Origin of the sequence: uncultured Fibrobacter sp., assembly GCF_946062555.1 — a bacterium.
Lineage (GTDB): Bacteria > Fibrobacterota > Fibrobacteria > Fibrobacterales > Fibrobacteraceae > Fibrobacter.
The window spans coordinates 67,065-91,542 of the sequence record NZ_CAMGVQ010000001.1; the positions used below are offsets into that span (position 1 = coordinate 67,065).

At 51.5% G+C, this 24,478-nt stretch carries 25 protein-coding genes and 1 tRNA gene; 21 read left to right on the forward strand and 5 right to left on the reverse strand.

What is annotated here, in order from left to right; translation table 11 throughout:
* Nucleotides 1-27 precede the first annotated feature (27 nt).
* From Q0P86_RS00275 to Q0P86_RS00325, 11 genes are all read left to right on the forward strand, one after another.
* Nucleotides 28-2,157: a cytochrome c biogenesis protein gene (locus Q0P86_RS00275; protein WP_295036612.1), complete on the forward strand. Its 2,130-nt coding sequence runs from the start codon at nt 28-30 to the stop codon at nt 2,155-2,157.
* Complete coding sequence (locus Q0P86_RS00280; RefSeq protein WP_139257926.1) at nt 2,130-2,423, forward strand: hypothetical protein; 294 nt, start codon at nt 2,130-2,132, stop codon at nt 2,421-2,423. Before Q0P86_RS00275 ends, Q0P86_RS00280 begins: the two co-directional genes overlap by 28 nt.
* Nucleotides 2,416-3,645, forward strand: a complete 1,230-nt coding sequence (gene rsgA / locus Q0P86_RS00285) for a ribosome small subunit-dependent GTPase A (protein WP_295036614.1) — start codon at nt 2,416-2,418, stop codon at nt 3,643-3,645. Before Q0P86_RS00280 ends, rsgA begins: the two co-directional genes overlap by 8 nt.
* Nucleotides 3,646-3,659: 14 nt before the next feature.
* Entirely contained in the window at nt 3,660-4,067 is a 408-nt protein-coding gene (locus Q0P86_RS00290) for a hypothetical protein (protein ID WP_290995678.1), read from the forward strand.
* 79 nt (nt 4,068-4,146) lie between these two features.
* Complete coding sequence (locus Q0P86_RS00295) at nt 4,147-4,635, forward strand: hypothetical protein (protein ID WP_290995675.1); 489 nt, start codon at nt 4,147-4,149, stop codon at nt 4,633-4,635.
* 12 nt (nt 4,636-4,647) lie between these two features.
* On the forward strand, nt 4,648-5,271 hold the full coding sequence (locus Q0P86_RS00300; RefSeq protein WP_295036615.1) for a nicotinate-nicotinamide nucleotide adenylyltransferase: 624 nt from the start codon (nt 4,648-4,650) through the stop codon (nt 5,269-5,271).
* A gap of 106 nt (nt 5,272-5,377) precedes the next feature.
* Nucleotides 5,378-6,454 carry a pseudouridine synthase gene (locus Q0P86_RS00305; RefSeq protein ID WP_295036616.1) on the forward strand — a complete coding sequence of 359 codons (1,077 nt, stop codon included), beginning with the start codon at nt 5,378-5,380 and terminating at the stop codon, nt 6,452-6,454.
* A 155-nt stretch (nt 6,455-6,609) separates the two neighbouring features.
* A tRNA-Asn gene (locus Q0P86_RS00310) sits at nt 6,610-6,682 on the forward strand.
* 126 nt (nt 6,683-6,808) lie between these two features.
* Nucleotides 6,809-7,045, forward strand: a complete 237-nt coding sequence (locus Q0P86_RS00315) for a hypothetical protein (protein ID WP_295036618.1) — start codon at nt 6,809-6,811, stop codon at nt 7,043-7,045.
* A 15-nt stretch (nt 7,046-7,060) separates the two neighbouring features.
* The gene (locus Q0P86_RS00320; RefSeq protein WP_294111478.1) at nt 7,061-7,459 is read left to right on the forward strand and encodes a hypothetical protein; all 399 of its coding nucleotides are present in this window, start codon (nt 7,061-7,063) and stop codon (nt 7,457-7,459) included.
* A gap of 145 nt (nt 7,460-7,604) precedes the next feature.
* Complete coding sequence (locus Q0P86_RS00325) at nt 7,605-9,023, forward strand: MBOAT family O-acyltransferase (protein WP_294111476.1); 1,419 nt, start codon at nt 7,605-7,607, stop codon at nt 9,021-9,023.
* Between the two features lie 294 nt (nt 9,024-9,317).
* Here the strand turns inward: Q0P86_RS00325 and metK are convergent, their stop codons facing one another.
* Complete coding sequence (gene metK, locus Q0P86_RS00330) at nt 9,318-10,508, reverse strand: methionine adenosyltransferase (RefSeq protein ID WP_290995660.1); 1,191 nt, start codon at nt 10,506-10,508, stop codon at nt 9,318-9,320.
* Between the two features lie 195 nt (nt 10,509-10,703).
* Between metK and Q0P86_RS00335 the strand changes: the two genes are divergently transcribed.
* The 9 genes from Q0P86_RS00335 (at nt 10,704) to Q0P86_RS00375 (ending at nt 19,094) form a co-directional block, all read left to right on the forward strand.
* Nucleotides 10,704-11,465, forward strand: coding sequence for a Nif3-like dinuclear metal center hexameric protein (locus tag Q0P86_RS00335; RefSeq protein WP_295036620.1), 762 nt, complete (start codon nt 10,704-10,706; stop codon nt 11,463-11,465).
* A gap of 144 nt (nt 11,466-11,609) precedes the next feature.
* Nucleotides 11,610-12,530 carry a M23 family metallopeptidase gene (locus Q0P86_RS00340; protein WP_290995655.1) on the forward strand — a complete coding sequence of 307 codons (921 nt, stop codon included), beginning with the start codon at nt 11,610-11,612 and terminating at the stop codon, nt 12,528-12,530.
* A gap of 138 nt (nt 12,531-12,668) precedes the next feature.
* On the forward strand, nt 12,669-13,844 hold the full coding sequence (locus tag Q0P86_RS00345; RefSeq protein ID WP_294111467.1) for a lamin tail domain-containing protein: 1,176 nt from the start codon (nt 12,669-12,671) through the stop codon (nt 13,842-13,844).
* A gap of 79 nt (nt 13,845-13,923) precedes the next feature.
* Entirely contained in the window at nt 13,924-14,664 is a 741-nt protein-coding gene (locus Q0P86_RS00350; RefSeq protein ID WP_294111465.1) for a hypothetical protein, read from the forward strand.
* An 18-nt stretch (nt 14,665-14,682) separates the two neighbouring features.
* On the forward strand, nt 14,683-15,942 hold the full coding sequence (locus tag Q0P86_RS00355; RefSeq protein ID WP_290995648.1) for a hypothetical protein: 1,260 nt from the start codon (nt 14,683-14,685) through the stop codon (nt 15,940-15,942).
* A complete protein-coding gene (locus Q0P86_RS00360) occupies nt 15,939-16,382 on the forward strand; it encodes a rhodanese-like domain-containing protein (RefSeq protein ID WP_294111464.1) in 444 nt (147 codons plus the stop codon). Before Q0P86_RS00355 ends, Q0P86_RS00360 begins: the two co-directional genes overlap by 4 nt.
* Nucleotides 16,383-16,409: 27 nt before the next feature.
* Complete coding sequence (gene ribD / locus Q0P86_RS00365; RefSeq protein WP_295036625.1) at nt 16,410-17,624, forward strand: bifunctional diaminohydroxyphosphoribosylaminopyrimidine deaminase/5-amino-6-(5-phosphoribosylamino)uracil reductase RibD; 1,215 nt, start codon at nt 16,410-16,412, stop codon at nt 17,622-17,624.
* Nucleotides 17,625-17,642: 18 nt separating this feature from the next.
* Nucleotides 17,643-18,653: a phosphotransferase gene (locus tag Q0P86_RS00370; RefSeq protein WP_295036628.1), complete on the forward strand. Its 1,011-nt coding sequence runs from the start codon at nt 17,643-17,645 to the stop codon at nt 18,651-18,653.
* A gap of 12 nt (nt 18,654-18,665) precedes the next feature.
* Nucleotides 18,666-19,094 (forward strand): PTS sugar transporter subunit IIA, encoded by a 429-nt coding sequence (locus Q0P86_RS00375; RefSeq protein WP_295036631.1) that lies wholly within the window; start codon nt 18,666-18,668, stop codon nt 19,092-19,094.
* A gap of 19 nt (nt 19,095-19,113) precedes the next feature.
* On the opposite strand, the gene Q0P86_RS00380 is transcribed toward Q0P86_RS00375, so the two are convergent.
* The 3 genes from Q0P86_RS00380 to Q0P86_RS00390 are packed head-to-tail and all read right to left on the reverse strand — an operon-like array spanning nt 19,114 to nt 22,413.
* Nucleotides 19,114-20,568: a hypothetical protein gene (locus Q0P86_RS00380; RefSeq protein ID WP_295036633.1), complete on the reverse strand. Its 1,455-nt coding sequence runs from the start codon at nt 20,566-20,568 to the stop codon at nt 19,114-19,116.
* Entirely contained in the window at nt 20,552-21,448 is an 897-nt protein-coding gene (locus Q0P86_RS00385; protein WP_294111456.1) for a glycosyltransferase family 2 protein, read from the reverse strand. The genes Q0P86_RS00380 and Q0P86_RS00385 overlap by 17 nt, the downstream gene beginning before the upstream one ends.
* The gene (locus Q0P86_RS00390) at nt 21,448-22,413 is read right to left on the reverse strand and encodes a glycosyltransferase (RefSeq protein ID WP_290995633.1); all 966 of its coding nucleotides are present in this window, start codon (nt 22,411-22,413) and stop codon (nt 21,448-21,450) included. Before Q0P86_RS00390 ends, Q0P86_RS00385 begins: the two co-directional genes overlap by 1 nt.
* A 78-nt stretch (nt 22,414-22,491) precedes the next feature.
* Between Q0P86_RS00390 and Q0P86_RS00395 the strand changes: the two genes are divergently transcribed.
* Nucleotides 22,492-23,637 carry a glycosyltransferase gene (locus Q0P86_RS00395; RefSeq protein ID WP_295036635.1) on the forward strand — a complete coding sequence of 382 codons (1,146 nt, stop codon included), beginning with the start codon at nt 22,492-22,494 and terminating at the stop codon, nt 23,635-23,637.
* A 12-nt stretch (nt 23,638-23,649) separates the two neighbouring features.
* On the opposite strand, the gene Q0P86_RS00400 is transcribed toward Q0P86_RS00395, so the two are convergent.
* A complete protein-coding gene (locus tag Q0P86_RS00400; protein WP_290995629.1) occupies nt 23,650-24,393 on the reverse strand; it encodes an RDD family protein in 744 nt (247 codons plus the stop codon).
* Nucleotides 24,394-24,478 lie beyond the last annotated feature (85 nt).

The window sequence follows — 24,478 nt, forward strand, 5'->3', positions numbered from 1 at the left end:
CGAAAGACGAGTGAATCTTTAAGAAAGATGGCATCGCTGAGGGTAACGGCCGCGGTCCTTGTGGCGTTTCTGGTACTCACGTTCTGGGGGGTGCTGGCGCAGGCGAATGCGGAGGCGTCTGGGCTTTCGGCATCGGTAGCGATAGATCGCTTTTTCGATAGCTATTTCATCTGGATGATGGGAGTGATTCCGCTGCCTGCCTTCAAGGGACTTGCCTTGTTGGCGGCTGTGAATCTGGTAGCTTCGCTTATGTGTCGCATGCCCCGCGGATTCAAAAATGCGGGCCTTTGGATGATGCATCTCGCTTTGTTGGTATTGCTAGTCGGCGGTGTTGTCGGTAGTGAAATCAAGCGGGAATATAACGGGTTTGATGTGTTTGCCTTGAATTCGACAGAACTTCCCGAATCCAGCGAAACAGCGCAGAAGGTCAAGTTCTATGCGGCAAACGATAGCTTGGGTGCAGAGCCCGTGAATCTGGATGAATCCGTTTTGCTCACAGGTTGGCCTTACTATGTACATTTCCGGGGGGACTTCCGAATGTCGGAGGATAAGGTCATCTCGATGTACAAGGTTTGTTACGACCCGTTGCATTTTGTACCGTATGCATTTATGGCCCTATTTTTGCTTGGGGCTGTTTTTCATTATACCGTTAAGATGCGAGGCGGAAAGGCTTCTGCACGGGTGCTGAAACTTTTGCCGTTCTTTGCCGTACTGGTGGCAATGCTTCCGATGAAAGCCCAGGCATCGGTGCGTCCGATTCCGGTGGGGGATGGGCTTTCGGCGACGGCGCCGGTCCTGGTGGATTCCGCGGTGCGCCCCTTTGATTCCTTTGCACGCGGATTTCTGGATGATTTAAGTGGAAAGACGACTTATAAGTGTCGCGAGGCGGATGCGTGCGAAGGGAAGCTTTCGGCAAGGGAAGTGGCGCTGTTGCTTGTAAAAGCTCCGGAAAATGCCCAACATCTGGCGCTGTTCAAGGTGCTTCGCGCCGATGTGTCCGAGGCGTTGCACTTGCCATCAGAAAAACGCTACATGAGCTATGCCGAATTGAATGCTGTGCGAGACGTGTTGCAGCTTTATGCGAGCCGTAACGACGAACATCCGGCGACACTTGAAATGAAACGTCTGTATTCTAATGTGCGCTTGTACGAGTCGGTGTCGGACCGTTCCGCGTTTTCGATTGTTGCTAGGAATACGCCCGTCGCTTTGTCGGTGAATCCGCACCGTCTGAAAGCCGAAGTGGCGTATCATTGGCTAAAACTGACTCTGTGGAGCTTTGTATTTGCCTTGCTTGCGTGCTTTTTGGCGTCGGTCAATACGCTTTACAAGTCTCGAAAATTAGATGTGGCTGCTAATATGACTTGTATGATGACATCCGCTGTCTTGCTAGCCCTGTTGGCCATGCGCGCTTATGTAGCCGCACGTCCTCCAATGTCTAGTTTGTACGAAATCGTACTGATGGTGTCGTTAATTCTGATGGCGTTTGAAACGGGAGCGTTTTTTTTCTGCAAGAATCGCACGTATACACTGATGGTGCCTGTAACTCTGATGGCGTCGGTGCTCCTGTTTTTTGCGAAGTTCGTGTTGGAACCGGGCGATACCTTTCAGCCGATTCCCGCGGTACTCAATTCCTCCGTTTTTTTGACGGTTCATGTTTTTACGATTGCACTTGGATTCGCGGGGATGATTTTGTCGGGTGTGGTGGCGCACTTGGTGCTTGTCCGCGGCGCAGCGGCATTACCCTCTGCGGAACAGCCCAAAGGTTCGCCGCTGTATTCGTTGCTTTACGGAACACTCGTTTTCGGGGCAGTGTTTACGATTGTCGGTACGCTCCTGGGCGGGGTGTGGGCCGATTTTGCATGGGGTCGTTTTTGGGGCTTTGACCCGAAGGAATGTGGCGCCCTGTTCGTGATTCTGTGGGCAATGCTTTCGCTTCACTTGCGTGCTGGCCGCATCGTGTCTGCGCGCGTTTTTGTGTTGTTGAACTGTTTCAATGTCGTCGTCACGTTCCTTTGCTGGTTCGGAATCAACCTGCTTGGAGTAGGGCTTCATAGTTACGGTTTCCAGACTGGCTCCGTGATGTGGCTCGCTGTTTTTGTGGGCGTAGATTTATTTACTATTTTTATTCTATGCCGTTTTTTACCAAGAGCAACTTAGTGGATTTGCGGGCGGAAGCCGAGCAACTTTCGATTTGCGTGGAACATTTTCTGTATGCGTCCGAGCGTGTGGTCGAAGGAGACTACAAGACGAAGGGTTTTTACGATAACTGTATCGAGAAATGCAACGGTCGCCTAAAGGCAATCCATTTCCTGATGGAATCCATTCGTCAGGATAGGCCCGTTTCAGAAGAAGAACTCGAAGAAACTTTGCCGGATTTTCTAAATTGCAAGAAAAACGATAAAGAAAAAAAGCGCAATGCTTGATAGCGAATTCGAAGACGAACGCGAACCTAGACGCGTAAGGCCGACCCGCCGCGATCACCGCAGCAGGCGTATTGACGTGATGCGTGAAATGGAATCAGGCGTTGTCGATGAACGCCCCATCAAGGAACGTTTCAGCCGCGAATTCAAGAATCCCCGGCTCAAGAAAATCAAGGACCCGCTTGAAAAAATTCGCGAAGAGGACTGCGTCGAAGGCCTGGTAGTCGAAGTGCACCGCCGTACCTGCGAAGTGAGATTGAAGCCTTCGGCTTCAAATTCAGAATTCGGAATTCAGAATTCAGAATTATTAACTCCGAACTCCGAACTCCAAACTCCGAATTTAATTGTTACCGCCATGTACCGCGCAACGACTTCGAAGGCGCTGGGTGAATTCCCGGCGGTGGGCGACCGCGTCCTCTTGGGACAGGTAAACGAGGACGAAGATAGCGGCGAAGGCGTTGGCTCGCAGAAGTATTGCGTGGTGCGCGTGCTTCCGCGAAAGAGCGAACTCAAGCGTCCTGGGCCTCGCGACAGTTTTAGGCGCAAGCTGACCTTGGCCGCCAATATCGACCAGGTGGTGATTGTTGCGAGCGTGACGCAACCCGAATTCAATTACGGGTTCATGGATCGTTTTTTGCTCGCGGCAAATCTGAATAATTTGCCGTTCGTGCTGGTGCTCACCAAGATGGATTTGTTGCCGAACGGTGAGGCTGACCTGAGCGAAGATATCCGCGACTTCATGAGCATCGTGGACAAGGTGATTCCCGTGAGTGTAAAAAATGGCGTTGGGCTTGATATGCTTCGCGAAGAACTGATCGGAAAGTCCTCGGTATTCAGTGGACAGAGCGGTGTCGGTAAGTCAACTCTGGTGAATGCACTTGTGCCTGGAGCGGAACTCGAAACCGGCGCCGTGCGTGAACGCGATGGCAAGGGCAGGCATACGACGACTTCTTCGAGCCTATTTGATTTTCCCGGTGGTGGTTACGTCATTGATACACCGGGGATTCGTAGCATCGGCCTGTCGAATGGTGAAGACGATATGGATGGCGAAACGCTCGCCAAGATTTTCCCGGGCTTTTTCGAGGGCGACCTATTTACTTGCAAGTACAGCAACTGCAAACACCTGAAAGAACCGGGTTGCACCGTGCGTGCTGCTGTGGAATCGGGAAAACTTTCCCGCGCCCGTTACGCAAGTTACCTGCGCATTTTGAATTCGAGAAACTAGGGGAATGGGGATAGATGGATATTGCGGTAAAGATTACCTTGGTCGCATCGATTGTGATGGTGGGGTATAACCTGCACCAACTTTTGACCTCTTATGAAGCCATTTGCGAGAAAGTGAAGGAATTCAAGACGCTTGCCCTACAGAACGAATCCGATGAAGGGGCCGTGCGCCGTTCCAATTTCTTGCTGACGGGCGTGTTGTCGCTTTTATTTGTGACGCTAGTTTACCTTTCGGATTTTGCCTATTGGATTGTTGCGGGTGTCCTTGCGAAAATGGCGGTGTCCATGTTGCTTTCGCATTTTGAAATTTCGCAGATTTTCAGGGAAGACTCCATTCGTCCGAAATTTTTCAAGTTGACCAAGGTGGATGCCGCGGTGAATGTCCTGGTCGGACTGGGTGTTGCCGTGATTGCGGTGTCGTGAGGATAATATGAAAAGAATCTTTGCGCTATTTTTTTTGTGCTGTGCGTTCGCTTTTGCTCAAGATGCAGGCGGAGGCTCGATGCTAGGTGGAATCCGTACGCCCTTGATTGTGGGTGGCGCGCTTGGCTTTGGTTCCGGAACGGGTGTTGGTTCCGAGCGTGGCGTAGGGCTTCGTCAGATAGAACCGATGGTAGGTGTCTGGTATCCGGGACTTGGCGTATTCCGTGTTGGGTATGGTTTATTCAGCTACTGTGAAGAATCCGACGACGAGAAGGATTACGATATCGACCATTCTGAATGGGATTTTGAATTGGGCGCCCATATATTCGGTAATGCCTATGTGATGGGATCCTATTCGCGAGTCAAGGAATTGAGTGACTTGGGAGATGTCGCCTGGAATGAATGGGGAGCCAGTTTCGGTTCACTCCTCTATATTTTTTCGAAGACTCTTCTCTTTGCCGAAGTCGGTTACCGTTGGGTGCTTTCGCACTATGATCCGTTCCTGGAAAAGAAGGTGCATGGTGGGCGATTGCAGATGAATATTGGCTTTGCCGCATACGTGTTCTAAAATTAAATGGTTATGAAGAATGTAGCTGTTTTAGGGGGTGCTTTCGATCCAGTTCACTTGGATCATATTCGGGTTGCGAAGACCTGTCTTGAAAGGGGCTTTTGTGACGAAGTTTGGTTTATGCCGAGTCCCGACCGCTGGGACAAGAAATTGAACGCAAGTCCCGAAGATCGTTTCGCCATGCTGGAACTTGCCATGGAAGGTGATCCGCGGCTGATTCTGTCGGACTTGGAAATTCAGCAGGGCGATTTCAGGGGATCGTACGTATTCTTGTGCGGACTCAAGGAAAAATTCCCGGACATCAACTTTCGCCTGCTGACGGGTGCCGATACCTACGAAGGCATTCCGCATTGGCGTGACCCGATGCATTTTTTCGGTACCAATTATAATGGACATTTGCTGTTGCGCGACATTGAACTGATTGTTTTTGCTCGTAACGGTTATCCGAGGCCGGATATAGAGGCGCACAAGGCGAAGGGCTATGCAAATTTGTTTTGGCTTGGACCGGAACAGGGCTTCGAGGGCGTCTATTCGAGTACGGCTATTCGTAAGGCGCTCTTGTGTGGCGAAGAACCTAAGGGACTTCACCCGAAAGTGTACGAGTATATCAAGCAGCGAGGACTGTATAGGGACTAATTCGGAATTCGGATTTCGGAATTATGAATGATATTCAACACTGAAATTCGAATTTTGAATACAGAAAATAAACTCCGAATTCTGAACTCTAAAATCTGAATTGCCTATGGTTCCTTCTGATATGTTTTTTGAGAGCGTTGTTCAGCCTGAGCATGAGGGCTGGCTATTGCTCGATTCTCTTTGCAAACGTTTTACCTACCATAGTCGAAAATTGTGGGGCGAAAAAATATCGGGCGGATTTTTGACGGTGAACGGTTCGGAGGCAAACCTTGAGACGGTTATACACCGTGGCGACAAGGTGCTTTACCATGTAACGAATTACACCGAGCCCGAAGTGCCGACGGACTTTAAGGTCGTTTTCGAAGACGATGAGTTTATGCTGGTGGCAAAGCCTGCGGGCGTGCCGGTACACCATACGGGGCATATCTTCTACAATACGTTTACGGCAATCGTGCGTAGGGGAACCGATTACGAGACTGCGACTCCGATGCATCGCCTGGACCGCGATACGGGTGGGCTGATGTTGTTTGCGAAGTACGCGGAATCGGCGGCCAGGTTTCAGAAGAATCTTGATCGTATCTTGCTGCAGAAATTCTACATGGCGGTTGTCCGCGGGGATTTCGGTGTTGATTCCACCGGCATCATGCCTGAAGCCAGTTCTGGCGTAGTTGCGTATGACCGCAGCTCTGGCGTCGTTGACTGTACAATGCCTTTGCGCGAAGACCCCGCAGACCGTTTGCGGCTCCGGATGCATCATTTTGCTGACGGAAAGCCTTGCCGTACGCGGTTCCGCAAAATGGGCGTGGGGGAACTTTCGCAACCTGTCGCTGGCGAGTCGAAATATTCAGTGGTCGAAGCGGAACTCTTGACGGGCCGCAAACATCAGATTCGGGCTCATCTCGCGGAACTCGGGTTCCCGATTCTGGGCGACCGCCTCTACAGTTTCGACGGCATTTATTATGAGAAAATGTCCCGCTCCTGGTCCCGCGATCCCTCTGTCGACAATTCCGAAGAAGGCCTTTCCGCCGAAGACCTTTCGGCCCTCGGCGGACGTTCGCAGATGCTCTATGCCTATAAGGTAAAAATCCAGCTGCCTTATTGGAAGGATGCCCGCACCTTTGAATGTTTGGACTACCCCGAAGAAATGGCGGAACTTGTCAAAAAGGCGAAATGTGAAGGCTGATTTTTCGAAAAAGTATTTCGAAAATGTTTTTTTTCAAAAAAAACGCAAAAAATTCGCCTATACCCCTTGACGAAATTTCCTGAATATCTATATTTGGTGCCGTCGATGAGAGCAATCCCAAAGACGAAATAATCTGACGAAAGTTAGAGACAAATTGCTTCATAGCTCAGTTGGTAGAGCCCGCGACTGTTAATCGCGTTGTCCTTGGTTCGAGTCCAAGTGAAGCAGTGAAAAGGGTTCCGATGAAAGTCGGGACCTTTTTCGTATACCTGAACATATAAGTGCAATTTCACTTGCGCAACTCCATCATCATGTTTGATTGTTGCTATTTTTAAAAAAGATATGGGGTTATATATGAACAAGATTTTCCGTTTCTGTGCAGTCGGTATGCTGGCTGTGGCTTTTTATGGTTGCGATACCTCGGATTCTTCGAAACCGGTTGCTCCCGAAGAAGAAAAAGCACAAATTGATGATCAGTCTGAACCGAAGGATAATCCGGAGACTGAATCTAAAGATGACACCTGGCACCATTTGCATATTTTCTATGCCGACCGTCATGCGAACGGCTCCGTGTTACACTTGAATTTTTAACAACGAGGAATCCCTATGCTCAAGAAGCTGATGTTCATTTTGCTGGCCGTGGTCGCCTTTGCGGTGGCCGATCCCATTGCCGTCGAAGCTCGTCTTACGGAAATCCCGGGCAAGATGCCTAGTAATGACCTGTACAGTTACGTTTATGTTTTCAAGTACAAGGTACTCAAGGTGGAATCGGGTTCGCTCGATGCCAAGGAAGTTCTGGTGGGTGTCTACAATCCGCTGATCGCCCGCGGCAAGGTAAAAGACAAGATGGCCGACAAGTCCAAGGGCAACGTGGGCGAGTTCAAGGCGAAGGCCAAGCATAAGCTCAAACTTGTGCCGCTCGAAGGCAACTGGGACGGTGCCGTCGAGGACGAATACTTTGATGACGAATCTCCGCGTTACCTGGCTATCGAGGTTAATGAGTGATGAGGTCGCTCGTTTCACTCGCTTTGTGCGGTGAGGTTGGTCGCCTGCGGCTCCCTTTGAGGGAATTTGTTGTTGATATTGACTTCTTCATCACGACCCCATACCTCAAAGGGGCTTTAGCCCCGCGCTCATAGCTCAATCCTCTATGGTATTCTCCTCTCAGATTTTCTTGTTCTATTTCTTGCCGACGTTTCTTGTTGGCTACTTCGTGTTGTACAAGCTGCACGCGAAGCATTCATTGCTGAACTTTTTCATCACGGTCTTCAGCTATATCTTTTATGGGTGGCTTGAACCGTGGCTTGTGTTCCTGATGTTTGGCTGCACCTTGGTGGTGTATGTGGCGGGGCGCTTTATTTCGGCGCCGGGAGCCTCGAAGCTGCAACGGAATCTTGCGCTTGGAGTCGCTGTCGCGGTAAACCTCGGTGCGCTAGCTTATTTCAAGTATTACATGTTTGGCATGGGGATCATTAACGATGTGGCGACCAGGCTCGGTTGTGAGCCGTTCTCGGTAATGACGGTGCTTTTGCCGGTAGGTATTTCGTTCTATTCGTTCCAGTCTATGAGCTATGCGATTGACGTGTGGCGCGGGACTGCTCCGCCGGTCAAGAATTTTGCGACGTTTGCGTGCTACGTGGCTTTGTTCCCGCAGCTGGTGGCGGGTCCGATCGTGCGTTACAATACGGTTGCTGAAGAACTCGAAACGCGCACGCATACCCTTGAAAATTTTGTACGCGGCATGGTGTTTTTCTGTTTCGGTTTTGCCGAGAAAATTTTCCTTGCGAATCAGGTGGGCATCATTGCTGACCGCGTGTTTGCGGCAGATGCGCCCGGCGTGCTCAATAGTTGGTGGGGTTCGCTCGCTTACATGTTCCAGATTTATTTTGATTTCTCGGCGTATTCGAATATGGCGATTGGCCTTGGGCTTATGCTCGGGTTCCATTTCCCGCGCAACTTCGACGGCCCGTACCGTTCCAAGAGTATTACCGAATTCTGGAAGCGCTGGCATATTTCACTCACGAGTTGGTTCCGGGATTATCTGTACATTCCGATGGGAGGCAATCGTGTCGGAACGGCCCGCCTGTATTTCAACTTGTTCCTGGTGATGTTCGTGAGTGGCGTGTGGCACGGTGCAAACTGGACTTTTGTATGCTGGGGACTGTACCACGCGTTTTTCATGATTGTGGAACGCGCGAACAACAAGCAGGCGCTTTACTACAAGTTGCCTAAGGTTGTACAGCTTGCGGCGACACAGGTTATTGTGTTATTCGGCTGGGTGCTTTTCCGCGCCGATACTATCGGTGAAGCTTGGCGTATGTGGAAATGCTTGCTAGGCTTGAATGCGGTGAGTGCCGCCGATGCCATTCTTTCTGCGGAAATCTTTACGCCGAGCTGCCAGTTCTTTATGGCGCTCGCCTTTATGCTCTCGTTCTGGAAGTTCCGCAGCTATGACTGGTGTGACAAGGTGTCTCCGCAGCGAGTGGCGGTGGCGCTCCTGATTTTTGTGGTGGCCGTGCTTGCGCTCTTTACGCAGAGCTACAACCCGTTCCTGTATTTCCAGTTTTAAAAACGCCAATTAGCTTTGGATTCTCCCCATTCGGGGACCGTGCGCACTAAGGCAACAAAAGCATATAAGGTGAACGCCGCGACAGAATGTTTACATTCTGGCATGGTTGAGCCGAAATTGCGGACGCCAAAGGCGTCCACTTGCCAGGTGCTGTCCGCCCTCCCTTCGGTCGAGGATGACTTTTGTAGAAACTTCATCTTGGACGGAGCGGTGCGACTGACGGAATCCACAAAAAAAGCTCCCGAAAATTTTCGGGAGCTTTGCAATATCCGGAGGTGTTTGGATAATTGATTTTTACACCTTGGCGAGCTTCTTCAGAGTTGCAGCCTTGTCGGTCTTTTCCCAGGTGAAGCGTGCGCCGGTGCGGCCGAAGTGGCCAAGCGCGGCAGTTGCCTGGTAGCCCGGCTTTTTGAGGTCGAGCATCTTCACGATGCCGGCCGGAGAAAGGTCGAAGGTCTTGGAAACGATTGCTTCGATTTCGCGGTCGCCGATCTTGCCCGTGCCGAAGGTGTTCACGAGTACGGAAACCGGCTTGGAATAACCGATGGCGTAGGCGAGCTGTACTTCGCAACGGTAGGCGAGGTCTGCGGCGACAATGTTCTTTGCCACGTAGCGAGCGGCGTAGGCGGCGCTGCGGTCCACCTTACTCGGGTCCTTACCGCTGAAGGCGCCACCACCGTGACGGCCCATGCCGCCGTAGGTGTCGACGATAATCTTACGACCGGTGAGGCCGCAGTCCCCGTGCGGGCCACCGACCACGAACTTGCCGGTCGGGTTCACGAGGTAACGGGTCTTCTTGTCGAGCAACTTGGCCGGAATCACCTTCTTGATGAGCTTTTCGATGATTTCCTTTTCGATCGTGGCGTGCTTGAGTTCCTTGCCGTTCACGAATTCGTCGTGCTGGGTAGAAATCACGACCGTGTCCACGCGCACCGGCTTGTCGTTTTCGTCGTATTCGACCGTCACCTGGGACTTGGCGTCCGGACGGAGCCACTTGATTTTTCCCTTTTCGCGGAGGTTCTGGATTTCTTCCATGAGCTTGTGGGCGAGGCTGATCGGGAGCGGCATCAGTTCCTTGGTTTCCTTTACGGCGTAGCCGAACATCATGCCCTGGTCACCGGCACCCTGCTTGTCGTCTTCCTTACCGTCGGCAGCTTTGGCGTCCACGCCCTGGGCGATGTCCGGAGACTGCTTGTCCATAGCGACGAGCACGGAGCAGCCCTTGTAGTCGAAGGCGAGTTCCGGATTCACGTAGCCGATGCCCTTGATGGTCTTGCGGGCAATCTGCTGGTAGTCGATGACTGCCTTGGTGGTGATTTCGCCGGAAATCACGACGAGGCCCGTGTTCACGAGCGTTTCGCAAGCGACGCGGCTGTTCGGGTCCTGCGCAAGGCATGCGTCGAGGATTGCGTCAGAAATCTGGTCGCAGACTTTGTCCGGGTGTCCCTTGGATACGGATTCAGAAGTAAAAAGATAATGTGCCATGTAGGCTCCTTGATGTTTCCAGCACCAAAAAGAAAGTCGCATTTTTGAGCATTCCCAAGCGCTGAAAAAACGGGTTTGAGATTTTTCTATGCATAAATCTACAAAAACGCATAAAGATTGGCAACTCCAAAAAAGAGAACAGCCTTTTTTCGCAGGCAGTCTTTTAAAATGGGCATTTTTACTATTTTCCGTCATATGAAATTGTCTGTTTTTTCCACTTGGCTGAACGACCTGCTAGTCCCGCAGGCATTTAAGGATTATTGCAATAATGGCCTCTGCGTAGAGGCGTCCGACAAGGTGAACCGAATCGTGACGGGAGTTTCTTTCCGTGACCGTCTGATCGATGCGGCTATCGAGGAACAGGCCGACTGTATTATAGTACACCATCCTAACGGTTTCTGGAATGGCGAAAATCGTGTCTTGGTCGGAAAATTCGGCGAGCGTATGCGCCGACTGATGCATAACGGCATCTCTCTGTACGGCTACCACCTTCCGCTCGACGGCCACATGGAAGTGGGTAATAACGTGTCGATTGCCCGCGCAATGGGGCTGGAAAAAATCGAAGGGTTTATGCAGGAGGGGGAACGCACGATCGGTGTGGTGGGGCAGTTTCCGACGAAGGTTTCGCGCGAGGCTTTGCTGACATGCCTGAATAGCGTGTTCGAACACGGAGTGCAGCAGTCGCTTTTCTACGGGAACGGGATTATCCGCAAGGTTGCCGTCTGTAGCGGTTCGGGAGCGAGCGGAATCCAGGAAGCGATTTCACTCGGATGCGATGCTTTTGTAACTGGGGAAATCAAGGAGGCTGTTCCGATTACTTGCGAGGAACTGGGATTCAATCTTGTCAGTTGCGGGCACCATCGTACCGAGATTTTCGGGGTGCTCAATCTGGCTCATAAAATCCAGGCCGAACTAGGTATTCCGGCCAAGTTTGTCGATATCGACAATCCTGTCTAAAAACTTACTTTTTTCTTGCATTAATTTTGATGAAATTCTGTTTTTTGCTCGAAAACGGCGCTTTTTGTTTCGTCTCGGGATGTGGTTGATGAATATCACGTTTTTTGTTTGGCTTTTTGGAGGTCTTTTACTATCTTTTCTGCCGTGAATTTTTACAAGACAACCATACACTTCCAGAATTCCTCGAAGTCCGTGACGCTGCACATGCCGGCGATCCTCTTCAAGGCATGGCCGGTGCTCCGCTTCTTCGTGGCGATAGGTGTCTTGCTGTTTATGGTGCAGGTGGTTTCCACAACCATCTACGACGGAGTCCTGAATCACCAGCTGAACGAACGTGCCAAGCTGGACCGCGAAATGACCCAGATTCAGGGAACCCTCGATTACCTGTCCAATACGACGAATTCCTTTTTTAACGACGAAAACCGCCTCTATGCCCGTTTCAGTCTGCCGATGCAGGACGAGGCTTCCAGAGAACTGGGAACGGGTGGCTCCATCAGTGCCGATTCGCTCTTGCTCCGCAAGACGTCTCCGGTTTTCGAACGGATGTCGATTCTCGGCGAGACTGCCCAGCGCATTCAGGGCAAGCTTGCGAACAACGACGCTTCTTTCCGCAATCTGAACAAGTACATGGACCAGAAGATGTCTGCCTGGCGATTCGTACCGTCGATTTCTCCGACAAACGGCCGCTACGCTTCTGCTTTTGGTCCCCGAATCCATCCGGTCACGGGTGAAGTCGGCAAGATGCACCAGGGCGTGGATATCTCGAATGAACGCTGGACCCCGATTTACGCCTCTGCCGATGGAGTGGTGGAAGTCGCCCAGATGAGTTCGACCTTCGGAAACTTCGTGACGATTGACCACGGAAACAGCATCAAGACTCGCTACGGTCACATGCAGCTGTCGATCGTGCATCCGGGCCAGTTTGTTCACCGCTACCAGGTGATTGGTTATATGGGAAATACCGGCCGCTCTGTGGGCCCGCACCTCCATTATGAGGTCTGGGTGCATAACGCCCCGGTTAACCCGCTTGCTTACATGTTGCCCAACGGCTATACCGTCGACTGATGGTGTTCGGGTAACGCCCCTATCCGAAAAAATGGCGTCGGCTTGACCGGCTAAGGATAGTTCCACCCCTAGGGGGTGATTTTGCTAAAAATTGTTTTGGAGCGGTATCTTGGGTACTGCCTCTATTTTGTCGGGATCGTGCTGGCAGAGTGTGGGACTCCAGCATACGCCTGTCCGCAGTTCGTGGAATTCTATTCCGATCCGGTCGATGTCCCGGATCAGCAGGGGGAATTCGTCGAGATTCGCCTGTCGGCTCCTTCGGAAGATTTTGTGTACCGGCCCGAGAGCCTGCTGGTGCAGTTTGAGGGCAAGGAACCGCTTCGCCTTGAATTTCCTCAAGGAAACCGCCTGTTGCTGGTTCACGACAGCGCCTCTTGTTCTGGGACGGGGGTTGCTTGCGGGCTGTTGGGATCGGTTTCGCTCCCTAATTCTCGCGAATCGTCCTGGCTTCTTGAGGCGGGTTCTTGTCGGGATTCGGTGTTCGTTCCCAAGCCGAAACCCGGCAAGTCGCTGCAGCGGGTCAAGGAAACCGATGAATGGGTCGTATCCGAGCCGACTCCGGGGGTTCCGGATGAATATAATGAGTACAGAGTGGATCCCGAAAGCGCTTCGTCAGCTCCGATTGCGCCTCTTCGCATCACCGAAGTCCACCACTGTCCGGCGGAACCGGAGCCGGAGTGGGTGGAAATCTACAATGCGGGGGTGGCACCTCAGCCTTTGTCAAAATTCCACTTTTGTGGCCGTGGCGGGGTGTGGGGCTCCTTGCGCGATTCCTTGGCGCCTTACGAGTCGTTCCTTTTGAGTAGGGATACTTTCATGCTGCGCGAATTCATCGGTTTTCGAGATGTACGCCTCGTTCAGGTGGCGTTGGGCTATCTCAATAACACAGCGGGTTCTATCGCGATTTGCGCGGACGAAACGGTTGTCGATAGTGTGTCGTGGGACAAGAATACGGTCAAGTGTCCCTCGGGCTTTAACCCGCAGACTCTCCGGAGTGAAAATACGCCGGGCTTCCAGGGAGTAGCGAAGTCTTCAAAGGAGCCCTCCTCCGATTTCCCGTTCGAATGGAAACTGTCTTCGCGCGTGGTTCGGCGCGGGGGTGCGCCTTTGCGGGTCTATGTCGAAAGTGAAGCGTCGGTTCAGGTCCGTCTGCTGGATTCGTCGGGGCGTTCGGAATGGGGACGCCTCCTTCCTGCTCGTTCCAATGCTTGGTGGGTAATCCCGCTGGATAGTCTTCCGAAGGTGGGGGTGGCTTACGTGGAACTTTCTGTGGGCAAGTTCGAAAAACGAATCGGCATCTTGCTGAGACCGTAGGGTGCCTATGATGAACTTTGTTGCTTTTCGTCAATTTGTGGGGGTGCTTTTATTTCTTTGGATATCCCGAGTGTACTCGATGGACTATCCTGCGGAGTTTGTTCAAAATCCGGGAGGAAATCTAGCCCTGTTTGGACTGCCGGGATATTCTTCGACACCTGCGCGACAGGGAATGCCTGGTTTTGGGCTCTCGTATGTGCGTCTTGGGGAAGTCGGAATGCAGGCGGCGGGGGTCGCTGCGGAAATCTGTCTTGGTTGCAAGTTGGTGAATCTAGAAGCTTCTCGCAGTATGGCCGGGCGCGTCGCCTTTTCGAGTTCCTTTCTCGAATTGGATTCGATTTATCGGCGAGTCTATACGGAATTGGATTTTTCTGTATCAGGGACATGGTTTGCCGTGGGGGCTGGTTATGGCTTTTCTGCCGAATGGGCCCCTGGGCTGGATCATTGGGGGCGACACCGCTATAAGTCGGGGGTCGCCTTGCTTTGGAAAGTCCTTTCGTTATCGGCGATGCTTTCGGGCTGGACCGATGCTCCTTGGTCCGAACGGGATTATTACTTGGGTGCGGGGGTTGATGTCAATGGGCGGTTTGCCGGTTTTGTGGAATGGGATGGAACCTCATTTGATGTGGGGTGTTCCGTGCGGTTCGAGTTTCTTGAAGTTCGCTCGTCGTACCGTTTCCCGGAATTTGGGATGGCCCTGTCGCTCTCGTTTGGGCTGGGAGGTCTGTTTGCGGAAGGGGCGTATGGAGTGAAATCGTCAAATTGGGACTGGTTCGGGTTTTCGTTCTCGAAACAAATTCGCAAAAAGACTATATTGTAGATGAGGATTGGATTTGTTATGCAGGTATCCTTTAGCATCGTTGTCGCATTTCTCTTTTTGCTCCTCCTGTTGCTGGTGGCATTGCTTCTTGTGGCTATGTTGCTCAAGGAAAACCAGGAAAAGCAGAAGGCCTATACCGTTTTTTCGGGGTATTTGGGCGATTTCCTGATAACGATGTCCAAGGAAGGGCGGTTGCTCGATGCGACCCCCAAGTATGTGTCGGATCCCCTTTATGAACAGATTCTCCAGAAACACTATTTTAAGCCGATTCTTTCGGAAAGTGATTATTTGAGACTTCAGGAATATGTCCGCGGGTGGGATGCGCATCCGGATATTCCTTTTGTTTTTTCGTTTGGCGAAGAATCAAGAAAAAACTGGTACGAGCTACGCGCCTATATGCATAAGCGAGGCAGCGACGTGAATATGGTGCTTTTTCTCAAGAATGTCACCATTGAAATCGAAACGAGCCGTCAGCGAGACCAGCTGAAGGACAACATCGATATGTTCCTGCGCAGTACCGGGGATTTCCTGTGGTCCTTGGATATTGATTCCCGCCGTTTTTCCTTTATTACGCCGTTGGTCGATGACGAAGGCCGAGTCATTCCTAGGTCCATGGGCGTGCAGGACCTTCGGTTGTTGATGCCGGAAGAAGATTATGCTTTTTTTGAAAAGCATCTGAACAAGCGTATTGTTGATTTTAGAGCGGCTGGTCACGATATTAGTGAAAACCGGGGCGTCCGTTTGCGCCTGTACGGCGAAAATGGCAAGCTGACTTGGTTTGCCTTTTCGGGAAGGCTCTGTTCCGAAGAAAATGCAAAAATCGTTTTCAAGGGGGCGGCTCGCCGTCTGGACATGTTGCTGGAAAATCCGATTACGGCCGATGATGTCGTGAACGAGAATATGCTGTTTTCCGTGTTCTCGTTCCCGGACATGCGAGTGTTCTGGATTGACCGCGATTACAAGGTGGGTGGCTGCAACCAGGCTTTCTCGCTGGCGTTTGGTATGTCGTTCCCGAAAGAAGTGGAAGGCAAGCGCCTTTTGGAAGTGGTGCGACCCAAGTATTTCTCGATGTTCCACGGCGTCCTTTCGGATGTTTTTGAACGAGGGCTTTCCAAGGCGTGGAAAGGCCCGTTCGGGGTGGAAAAGCGCTTGCTGTGGTTTAATGCGGTTCCTATCAAGCGTTCTGACGGTTACACCCATTCTGTGCTTGGGGTGTACATGCAGTTGGATGAGAATGATTTTAAAAAAGCAAGAACAAATAATACGGAGATCCTATGAAAAAATTAATGCTGATTGCTGTTTCTGCACTGTTCATGATGGCAGGTTGCGAAGAGAACAAGTCTGAAAAGGCTGCCGATGTTAAAACGGCTGCGCCGGCGGTTGTGAACCAGACCGTGTCTGCCACACAGCAGGTTGCTGAACAGAATGCCATCAAGTCCATTGATTGGAACAAGGCGCTTGAAATGAATGCTGCCGGAGCGGTCTTTGTGGATGTACGCAATCTTCCTGAATTGAACGAGGGCTATGCGCCGAATGCGGTGAACATTCCGCTTCCTGAACTCAAGCAACGCGTGGGAGAACTTCCCAAGGACAAGGACTTGCTAATCTACTGCCGTTCTGGCCGTCGTAGCGAAGCCGCCACTCGAATCCTGATGGAACAGGGTTACGATCGCGTGTATAATGTGCTTGGCGGTTATCTTGCTTTCCCGAAAAAATAAACCGAAGAGGCCATCTTCGGAAAGCGAATGAACTTTTTGCAACTAGCTTTTGATGAATCCCTCCTGGCGGTAGGGATTAGTCGGCCGAACCCTGCGGTGGGTGCGGTGGTTGTGAAGGACGGGATTGTCGTCGGGAAGGGGCGTACGCAGCGCCCGGGAAACGCGCATGCCGAAGTGATGGCGCTGCGTGACGCGGGCGAGGACGCCCGCGGCGCGGCCATTTTCGTGACGCTTGAACCCTGCTGCCATTATGGCCGCACGCCCCCCTGCACCAAGGCGATTACCGAAGCCGGAATTGCGGAAGTCTACTTTGCTCATGCAGATCCGAATCCGCTCGTTCGTGGCAAGAGCCGCAAGATTCTCGAAGAGGCCGGTATCAAGGTCTTTGAGGGGCTTGAAGCTTGCGAGAAGGCTGTGGCAGAGGAATCGTGGGACGATGTTTGCGGTGACGAATGTTGCAAGGTCCTTTCGGGACCGGTGGATCCTGCTGCGTCCCGAGCCGAATCCCGTGCCGAGAGTCGGATGCTTTTTCACGAGATAGAACGCTTCTTCGAAGCCTACGATTATTTTGTTCGCAACAAGGCGACCTTCGTCGAAATCAAGTCTGCCGTATCGCAGGAGGGAGTCATAGGAACTCTCCTTGCCGATGGCTCGCGCGCCCCTTTAAAAATTACCGCTCAGGGGGCCAACTGCTGGAATCACGAACTTCGCGCGATGAGCGATGCCGTTCTTGTTGGTGCAGGAACGCTTCTGGCGGATAATCCCGGCTTGGACGTGCGCTTTGCCCGCGGGAACAGTCCCGTGAAAATCCTCTGGGCGGGGCATCGGACTTTCTCTGCGCCCGAAATCGCCGGACTGCGCTTCTTTGACTGTACCGACGCGTCCGCCGATTCCCGGCTCGTGTTTTCATGCGTTGAACAGCCGAACATTCAGGGAATTGAAGTCGTCCTGCTTTCTCACGCAACGTTCGCCGAAAATTGGAATGAGATGCTTGCGAACCTTGCCCGTCGGGGAATGCACCGCCTGATGGTGGAACCGGGGGCGCGCCTTGCGGCGGCCCTGTTCGAATGTGGTGGGTGGAATCGTCTGGATCTGTGGCAATCCTCCGATGCCGCTGTCGATCGTTCGCTGGAGTCTTCGGGCCTTTCCGGAATCCCTTATCCTGAATTGCCCCATGGGGTCGTTGCGAGGGAATCCTTTATGATTGGACCGGATGTGTTGACTGTTTACGAAAAATCGTAATTTGCTATATTGAATGATATGAATCAAGTTGTTTCGCCCGCTATTCAACAGTTTTTGTCGTCCCACGGCTATGCCGATTATGAAGTGACCTCTATTGCCGGTGCCGGTTCGGGCCGCAAGTATTACCGTATTGCAACGGATAATCGTAGTTCCGTATTGCAGGTCTCCGCCTCTGTTGACGAAGACTTCAAACGCTTTGTTGACTATTCCGAATCCTTCAGTTCTTTTGGACTCCCGGTTCCGCGCATCTATTGCGTCGATGAATCCTCCTGTTCCGTGCTGCAGGAAGACTTGGGCGAACATAACTTGCTCGATAATATCTTGCCGCCGGGACGCGAAAAGAAGACGGGCAATGTTCGAATCCTCTATCCGGAGGTCATCGATTCTCTGATTAAGTGGCAGGATGTTTCCCGTTCGCTGTTCAGCTCCCGTTCCGATTTGTGGTTGCGCCGTTTTGATTTCGACGCACTGAAGTGGGAAACGGACTACTTTACTGAAAATTATCTCAAGGCTCACAAGGGTATTGCCGAAATTCCGGAATGTGTCCGACAGTTCTATTCCCTGTTGGCTGTTTCCGTCGAGGCACAGCACAAGGTGCTGATGCATCGCGATTTCCAGAGCCAGAACATCATGGTGAAGCCCAATTCCGAAATCGCCTTTGTTGATTTCCAGGGAGCACGCCGCGGTGCGATGTTCTACGATCTCGCCTCCCTCCTGTGGGATCCCTATGTGGAACTGTCGCTGACCGAAATAAAGGATTTCTTCGAGTATTGGCGAATATCTTATCGTGAGGCGAAAACCTATTCCAAGGATGACGCCTGGGAAGCCTTTATCCATGCGAGCTTGCAGCGCGTCATGCAGGCGATGGGCGCCTACTGCTTCTTGAGCAGGGTCAAAAAAATTGAAAAGTTCGAACAGTACATTGAGCCGGGCAAGCGTCAGTTGCGAATTGTCTTCGATGAATTCAAGAAGATGGCGAAGGCAACGTCTCCGCAGGTGTTCGACTTCATGGACAAGGCTTTGGTTTAGTAGCGAAACTGAATGAAACCTGTTTACGTCAAAAATTACCCAGAATCGGTTGCGTTCCCGAAAGCATTGGGACTCGCTTACGATGCACTGGTGCATGGTCCCGTCGCTTTCGATGCCATGACGGTGTGGAAGTCCTTGTCGGAAAGGGTATCCCAGGGTATTTATATGGGCGAAGGTCTCCTGTTGCCGCATACCCGTGTGGCGGGCCTAAAGGAACCTCTGTTTGCTTTTGTGGTTTGTCCGCAAGGCTTTACGGATATCCAAGTCAAGGCTGGGCAGGTCCCCCGGTTTATGTGTTTGTTGCTTTCTCCGGCAGAATCGGCGACGGCGCATACGCAGTTTATTGCTAAAATTGCATATAAACTATTGAATCCGGCGTGGCGAGAAAAGGCGCTGGTCGCAAATTCTTCCGAAGATTTGCTGAAATTATTTGAAGAATGAATTTCTGCTTTTTCCGGTATTAATACTGGAAACTTCCGCCCACCATGGCGCGGAATCCTTCGTAATCTCCGAAGTAGCGGTCGTATCCGGCACGAATGCTCATCCAGTCGAACGGCTTGAATTCAAGTTTTCCGCCGATTTCAACATAATGGAGTGTGGTTTCGTCGGCGAGAAACTTCTTGTCTGTGGCGCTTTCGGGCGTATGCATGTCGGTGATGTTTCCGCCGAAAGCCGTGTCTTTTGCGACGGCGCTTGCATGTAGCGTTCCCTTGAACAGGGCGTCTTTCAAGACTCCACTTTCGACCTTGTAAAGTCCGCTGACTTCGCTATAGATCTCCTGGCTGTTCGGACCGAGATCGGTTCCGAGACTTTGGGCGTAGCTGCGGTAGGTGTATCCGCCGCCCTTGTGGTGCGTGTAAACCCAGGGCTCGACACGGGTGTATTCCATGTACCAGTTCCAGAGCGTGCTACCGAGGCGGATGCTGTCGCGGGCGATTCCTACGGAGGTGGCCCACTTGTTGCCCCACCAGCCATCATCGAACATGCTCGTAGGTGATTTCATATCGTCCCACAAGAGTTCGCCGTAAAATTCCCAATGCGGAATCGTCTTGACACTCAGATCGAATGCGAGGGAAATGTTGTCCTGGTCGCCTTGCAGGTGTTCCTGGAACACGTAAGGGATAAAAGGAATTACGTAGGCCCATTCAAATTCACGGCCGGAGCTGTCCGCATCTTCGTTCGGGTTCGGTTCCGTTTCGGTGGTGCTTCCGTAGAGCGCCGTTTCCGAAAGCCCGAAGGTGATATTGAAGGGGAGGGAAAGGTCGAGGCGGTGTACGTGCATGTACTTGCCGAAGTTCTTCTTCTCGAATAGTTTCATGGCGTACTGCGAGTAGGCGATGGGACCGAGTTCGAAACGGTAGCCGAAATACGGTGTCGGTGCCGGTTCAAAAATGCGACTTGTGGAATCCTGCCATGGACGGTAATTGTTCTGGTCTCCGCGAAGAATCACATGGTTGCGACGGGCGGGGCCCATACTCAGATAGTCGAATCCTGCAAGCAACTTGACGGCATCCAAGTCGTAGCTGGTGTTAGCGGCAAAAATGTCCCATGTGCGCTTGTTTTCGCTCTGCTTGTTGTAGGGTATGCCTTCGTCGGGGTGGTAGAAATTGTCGGCTATATCCCTGTTGGTGTGGTCGGTACTCACCTTGACGCGCGCATCGAAAAGGAACCGTTCGGTAAAATGCCCGTTCAAGAAAAGGCGGACCGAGGCGGAATTGTCGTAGTGCGTCGGGGCGTTCGTCAGGTTTGTAATTGCAATCGAGTCGTCGAGCTGTGCTCCAATGACAATTTCGTGGTGGCGAGTGGAATCAGCAAAAGAAATGTGGGAGGGCCAGTCCATACCCGTGGCGCAGGCGAGTTGAGCTGCCCCGAAGAACAAGGTAAAACCGATGACCTTCTTAATGCCTAATTTCATAAGATCCCCCGTTCTTTTCAATAAACTTTTTAAAAGCCCTTTCGGATAGACTGATGACGAGAATGGTGGCGATTCTAGAAAATTGCAGTCTTTTGAATCGTAGACCGAGACTGATCAGCAGTCCTGCAAACAGGCTCACCGCAGAGAAACCGTTCCTGAAACCGAAATGGATTCGGTTGCGGATCATCAGGCAGTCGATAAAGTAGGGAACTCCGCCCTTGGCAATTTCGCTGCCAGTCGAAGATCCGATATCGTGCCGGATAATACTGTCAGTAGCCCATGCAAGAGAAAATCCGTTTTTCTTTGCATGCATGCAGTAATCGCTTTCCTCGAAATACAGGAAATACTCTTCGCTCAGGAGTCCCGTCTTTTTCAGGCATTCGTGCGAAATCAAGAAAGAGGAACCCTCAACGTAGTCGAATTTTGTGGCTTCGGGCGAAGAGACGCGTTGCACGGTCGCAAACTTCGGGTGGATGACGCAAACGCCTCCCGAGAATTCTCCGTTAGCCTTCTTGATAAGGGAACCCGTGATTCCTGCTCCCGTTGCAAGGGCCTTGCTGAGTAATTTTTCAAGCGCGTCTGCTTCGGGCAGCGTGTCGTTGTTGAGCAACCAGATAAAACTTCCTGCAAAGTCACCTTGTGCGGCACAGATTCCCTGGTTACAGGCCGCCGCGAAACCGCGGTTTTCGTCGTTCCAAATCCAGCGGACCTTGAACTTGAAGGTGAAGGTCCAAAAGTACTGCCTTGATTCTTCGGTGCTGGCGTTGTCGATAATATAGACGCAGCTTGGCTGTACAGAACTCTTTTCGAGGGCGCGTAGGCAGTCTACGGTCTTTTCTTTGTTCTTGTAATTGACGAGGACAACGCAGACGGAATTCATTATTTCTTTCCGAAAAATTTGGTGATGATAGGAGCGCCGATAATGCCGTAAAGAATTCTCGGAATAAGACCGAAAAGTCCCGAAACATGAGGGTAAAGGCTACGGGCATTTCGGGCGACCCAGGCGGTGTACTGCGGAATAATTGGCTTGTCGAGCCTGTCTTGAATGTAACCGATGTAGCGTTTCAAAAATTTCTGGTCGTCTTCAGAAAGCTCGCCGAAAAGGGGTGTTCCTGCAATCATTCGCGCCCATTGCAGGTTCAGCTTCAGATTGCCCGTCCAAGTGTGCGAGTGTCCAAGACCGATTGCGTTTTGCCCGTGAATCCTGTATTGGATGACCGGGTCGGAAATAGAAACATATCCGTTACGGGCACAGGCGCAGAATGTAATCCATTGGTCATGGACGGGAACCTGCTCGGGAATGGGTAAAATCTTTTCGAGGAGGTTTGCCCTAAAGAGGGTCATGCAGCCGGTTACATTGGTAAATCCGGTCAGGAGAGCCCTGAGGGACAGGTGCTCGGGAATGCCGTCCATTTCTCGCCAGGAATTTCCGATGATTTTCCCTTCGCCGTCAATGACTTGGGCATCTCCGAAAACCAGGTCGGGTTTCTTTGAAATTTCGTCGTTCGTTTCGATGGCTTTTTCTAGAATTTCGAGTTTCTGCGGAAGCCAGACGTCGTCCTGGTCGGCAAGGGCAATCAGGTCGTCGTCGCCCAGTTGCGGGCGGGCGAGTTCCAGCGACTTTGAAAAGGCGCTGCGATGTCCCATGTTCTGTGGCGAAATGGATATCTGGAGTGGCAGGCGGTCCTGGTAGCTTTTCAGAATTTCTAGAGTGCAGTCCTTGGATCCGTCGTCCACGGCGACAATGAAGTCGGCGGGCCTTGTTTGAGCCAATAGGGATTCGAGCATCTGTCTAAGATACTTTTCGCCGTTATAGGTTGCAAGAACGATGCCGATTTTTGCCATGCTACGAATATAGTAAATCGCAGTCGGTGAAGGCTGCCGTGATCGGGAATCTTAAACTTTAAATTCTATATTTGCGTTATGCCCGAGAAGCGAAAAATCCTGTTTGTCTGTGACAAGAACGAATGTACCAGTTTTGGACGCCTGACGATGAACCTCGTCAAGGCTGTGGCGGGGGAGTTCGAACCCCATGTGCTATGGCTCAAGACTCCGAAATTCTTTGGCGACAAGGATAATGGAAAAAAAATTGACGCTTCAAAGCTTGAGAATTCTTATGTTTCTCATGAGGTGTGGGCAAAGTCGCTTTATACGGGATTCATCGGATTCCGTTCACCGCTCAAAAAGCTGGTCAAGAAAATCCAACCGGAAATCGTTTTCTTCATCCGTCCAGAATTGGGCTTCTTGGTTCCCGTGGTCAAGGGGTGTGCCAAGACTGTGATGTTTGTTCACGACACCTTTGCCGAAACGCTTTATCCGAATTCTCTTAAATTTAGACTGCTTAATTTGTTCTATATCCGGCCAACGGTCAAGGCTGATTATTTTGTCTATAACTCGGGCTGGACCCGCGAAGAAGCCTCTAGCTATTTTGGACCGCAGATGTCGCAAAAACCGGGCTCCGTTATCGGCTGTCCCGTTGATAGCGCCCTGTTCAATAAGCCTGCATCTAGGCCGACTTTCGAAGAAAAGAAAAAATTTCTCCGCAAGTACGGTATCAAGAATTTTGATGGTATGTGCCTAAATGTGAGCCTCGACGAACCGCGCAAGAATATCGAGACTTTCTTCGAAATGGCGCGTCTCAGACCGCATGTCGCCTTTGTTCGTGTAGGCAAGTTCTCGGAACGCCTGCGTGCCGTCGTGAATGAAAAGAAACTCTACAATGTGTACCATTTCAGCGAGTTCCATGCGGAGGAATTGCGCGATTTTTATCGCCATGCCGACTTGATGGTTTATCCGTCTTTGTTGGAAGGCTTCGGACTTCCTCCTATCGAGGCTATTGCCTGCGGTACGCCTGCTGTCGGGGCGTCGACTTCGGCTGTCAAAGAAAATCTCGAGGGAGTCTGCCCGTTGGTAGACCCGCCTACAGATGCCGAGGCTTTTGCATCCGTATTGGACCGCGTCCTTGCGGGAGAAAATGTCCTGGATAACGAAAAAGCGGTCGCTTTGTTGGACCGCTGTTCCATGGATGCTTTCCGGCAGAGGGTTGTCGAGTTCTTCAAGACCCTGTAACGGTGCCACCGCTTACTTGTTCTTCTTGTTGTAGACCACGCGGGTGTGTGCGACAAAATCGTGTAGGGCGCGACGCTTGGGGTCAATCATTACGATAAGGTAGCCTAGACCGTAGAATGCAAGTGTGCATTGGGTAAACAGGCTGGCGATAAACCGGATGGCAGATTCTATCCAGCTGATTTTTTCGCCTGCCGCAGATTCTACATGGATATGCACCAGCATCTTGCCGGGAGTTGCAGCCTTGATCGCGGTGAAGGTGACGTAGTAGGCCGCCTGAAGCATGCCCCAAATAATGAGGAATACATGCATTCCGGGGAAGTTCAGCACGTTCATCAGGGCTTCGTCAGAGGTCGGGTTGTTGACATAGGCGTTCATGGCTTCGCCGATGGCGTTCAGGTCTATCAGCTGCGTTTTGCTCATGGTCATCAGAATCAGGAGACCGATGAAGCTCAAGATGATGTTGTCAACCAGGTAGGCGATTCCGCGAATAAGGAACCCCGCATAGCGCTTGCCTTTATTGTGCTCGGCAATGATAGCTTCCAATGCAGCCTTGATTTGTTCTTCTTCGGAAAGCGGAACTTCCTTGGATTCTTCGGTGTCTTTCCAGGGAGTCCAGGATTCCATACCCGAATGCCACACCAAAGTTTCTTCCTTGATGGTGCCGTTTTTGACAAAGTCCCTGATTTCGTCGATATTATAAGGACCCTTGCGTCGTTCACCGTCTGTCACGGATTCATCTATGTAGTACCATATCATACGAGGTAAATATAGAACTTAGAACTTAGAACCTAGAACTTAGAACATCAAATTTGTGGTATGAAACTTGGATTTTCTCTAAGTT